The 3,240-nt window shown below is 70.9% G+C and carries 5 protein-coding genes; all 5 read left to right on the top strand.

The genetic code is table 11. The features are described from left to right. Nucleotides 1–118 (top strand): hypothetical protein (locus tag CF68_RS38645; RefSeq protein WP_235205877.1); only part of this gene is annotated, 118 nt, incomplete at its 5' end. A 26-nt stretch (nt 119–144) separates the two neighbouring features. Further along, entirely contained in the window at nt 145–363 is a 219-nt protein-coding gene (locus CF68_RS24610) for a DUF1656 domain-containing protein (RefSeq protein ID WP_035823906.1), read from the top strand. Further along, on the top strand, nt 360–1,268 hold the full coding sequence (locus tag CF68_RS24615) for an HlyD family secretion protein (RefSeq protein WP_035823909.1): 909 nt from the start codon (nt 360–362) through the stop codon (nt 1,266–1,268). Before CF68_RS24610 ends, CF68_RS24615 begins: the two co-directional genes overlap by 4 nt. After that, nucleotides 1,265–2,728 (top strand): efflux transporter outer membrane subunit, encoded by a 1,464-nt coding sequence (locus tag CF68_RS24620; RefSeq protein WP_035823912.1) that lies wholly within the window; start codon nt 1,265–1,267, stop codon nt 2,726–2,728. The genes CF68_RS24615 and CF68_RS24620 overlap by 4 nt, the downstream gene beginning before the upstream one ends. Nucleotides 2,729–2,909: 181 nt before the next feature. Next, entirely contained in the window at nt 2,910–3,185 is a 276-nt protein-coding gene (locus CF68_RS24625) for a hypothetical protein (protein ID WP_035823915.1), read from the top strand. Nucleotides 3,186–3,240 lie beyond the last annotated feature (55 nt).

The raw sequence follows: 3,240 nt of genomic DNA on the forward strand, positions 1-3,240 counted from the left end.
TGCCGGCGTGGCCGCGTTGCCCGCTGGTGGCCGCTCCGACCACCGCGGCACGCTCGGCGCGCTGGTGGTGCTGCGGGTCACGCTGCTGCCTGGCCCGGCGGCTGCCCTGTCCCGCTGATCTCCCTAACTTTCCGCAGCCACCGAATGCTCAGTGAAATCGACCTCTATGGCGTGTTCGTGCCAGGCGTGCTGGTGCTGATGGTGCTGGCCTTCGCCGTCACCACCGCGATCCGCATGGTGCTGGCCGCGCTAGGCTGGTACCGGCATATCTGGCACCGCTCGCTGTTCAACCTTTCCCTTTATGTGATCGTCCTTGGCGCCGTGGCCGCAGTCTTTGTCGCGGTGCCGGGACTGCCGTCATGACCTTCCGACTCCGCCCCCTGCTTCCCTTGCTGCCAACGCTGCTGGCCGCTATCGCCGCCCTGCTGGTGCTGCGCCACCTGTGGGACTACTACACGGCCGCGCCATGGACCCGCGACGGACACGTGCGCGCCGACATCATCCAGGTGGCGCCCGATGTGTCCGGGCTGGTCACACGCGTGCTGGCGCGCGACAACCAGCATGTGCAGCGAGGCGAAGTCCTGTTCGAGATCGACCGCGACCGCTATGCGCTGGCCCTGCAGCAGGCGCTGGCCACGGTAGCGACCCAGCGCGCCGCGCTGGCGCAGGCGCGGCGCGAAGCTGCGCGCAACCATGACCTGGTCGGCCTGGTTGCCGCCGAAGTCGCGGAACAGGGGCGTGCCCGCGTAGAGCAAGGCGAAGCCGCGCTGGCGCAGGCCGAAGCCGCGGTGCGGCTGGCCCGGCTGAACCTGGAACGCACCAGCGTGCGCAGCCCGGTAGCGGGCTACCTCAACGACCGGCTGCCGCGCCTGGGCGACTATGTCTCGACTGGCCGTCCGGTGCTGTCGATGGTCGACGCCGGGTCCTTCCACGTGGAAGGCTATTTCGAGGAAACCAAGCTGCACCGGATCCGCATCGGCAGCCCGGTCGACGTGCATATCATGGGCGAGCCCCGGCACCTGCGCGGGCACGTGCAGAGCATCGCCGCCGGCATCGAGGACCGCGACCGCAGCGCGGGCTCGAATCTGCTGCCCAACGTTAACCCGACCTTCAACTGGGTGCGGCTGGCACAGCGCGTGCCGGTGCGCATCGTGCTGGAGGACGTGCCAGCGGATGTGCGCCTGGTTTCCGGCCGCACCGCCACGGTGGCCGTGCGCGAAGCCAGGCGCGACGATGACGCCGGCCGCCGCACGGGACCCCGGTCGTGAGGCGGCGCCATCCCTGGCTGGCGTGCGCCGCCGCCTGCCTATGCGCCTGCACCACCGTGGGCCCGGACTATCGCGTGCCCGATCATGCGGCGGTGCGCGCGGCCGCCGCCAACGGCCCGCTGCAGGGCGCCGAAGCGCACGGCGTGGCCATCACGCCCGTGCCCGACGACTGGTGGCGGCTCTATGACGACGCGCTGCTCGACCGGCTGGTCGAACAGGCGCTGGCCGCCAACACCGACATCCGCGCCGCCAGCTCCAACCTGCGCCGCGCGGTGGCGCAGCTGCACGAGGTGGAGTCCGAGTACCTGCCCCAGGGCGGCGCCAGCGCCAGCGTATCGCGCGCGCAGCTGTCGGGCGAGAGCTTCCTGCAGACCACCAAGCCACCGGTATTCAACCTGGGCGACTTCGGTTTCGGCGTGTCCTACCTGATCGACTTCTTCGGCAAGCTCGCCCGCGCCGACGAGGCCGCGCTGGCCGGCGCAGAAGCCAGCGAGGCCACGCTCGACATGGTGCGAGTCACCGTGGCAGCACAGACCGTGCGCGCCTACGTGCAGGGCTGCGCGGCCTCGCATGAACTGGCCGCCGCCACGCAGCAGCTCGCGGTACAGCAACGCACGCTGGACGCCACCGGCCGCCTGGTCGCCGCCGGCCGCGGCGAACCCGCCGACATAGCGCGCGAGCGCGCCCGCACCGAAGCGCTACGCGCTGCCTTGCCAACGCTGGAAGCCGCGCGTAGCGCCGCACGCCACCGGCTGGCGCTGCTGCTGGGCAAGCCGCCTGCGGCACTGACACAGGGCGAGGTGGACTGCCATGCGGAACCGACGCTGCGTAGCCCGCTGCCTGTCGGCGACGGCGCCGCACTGCTCAGGCGCCGGCCCGATATCCGCCAGGCGGAACGCGAACTGGCCGCGGCCACCGCTCGCATCGGCGTGGCCACGGCGGACCTGTATCCATCGATCCGCATCGGCGCCAGCGCCGGGCTGACCGGCGTGCTGAGCCACCTTGGCAGCGGCCCGACGGCGCGCTGGAGCGTGGGGCCGCTGCTGAGCTGGTCGCTGCCGACCAACGGCGTGCGCCATCGCATCCACGGGCGTGAAGCCGCGGCCGACGCCGCCCTGGCACGCTTTGATGGCACGGTGCTGCGCGCATTGAAGGAAACCGAAACGGCGTTGTCGGCCTACACGCGTGAACTGGAACGGCACGAAGCCCTGTACGCGGCGCGCGAACAAGCCGCCGAGGCTGCTCGGCTGCAGCGCCGCCTGCACCAGGCGGGGCGCATCCCGTACCTGGCGCACCTGGACGCCGAGCGCACGCTGGCCGATGCAGAGGCCGCACTGGCTGCGTCCGAAGGCCATGTCGCCGCGCGCCAGGTCGACCTGTTCCTCGCGCTCGGCGGGGGGTGGCAGGCCGGCCGCGAGGTGGCTGCCGCCACTGCAACAGACGATGAAAAAAACGACTGATATTTCGACGTTTAAATCATCACAAGAATGCATCGACCTGACTAAACTTCTTCCTGTGCCGCACGCTTCCCACGCGACGGCACCGCCCAAAAGGCGAACCCTGACGGCGCGGGAGGCAGATCCGCCATCCCCGCGCGGCCCCTCGCGGGCCATGCCGTCCACCTACCCAAAAACAGCAGACATGCATAAAAACGCTCTCAAAGCCCTCCTTGCCACGACCCTCTCGATCGCGGCACTCGGTGCCGCCGCACTGGCCAGCCCTGCCATGGCGCAAGGCCTGAACGATCGCGGCGTTGCCGCCGACCGCTACGGCTACAACCTGCACAACGGCAAGCGCGACCCGTTCACCGACGGCGCCAACCGCGCTGCCGCCGGCATGGAAGTGGCGGGCATGGACCACAGCGGCGTGTCGGCACCGCCGGCCCATAGCGGCTCGCGCGTTTCGGCTGCCGCCTGACCGGCGCCTGCTCGCGCCACGGCAGCCGCCGTGGCGTGTCGACGGGGGGGGAGGG

It is taken from the genome of Cupriavidus sp. SK-4 (assembly GCF_000611125.1).
GTDB classification, from domain to species: Bacteria; Pseudomonadota; Gammaproteobacteria; order Burkholderiales; family Burkholderiaceae; genus Cupriavidus; species Cupriavidus necator.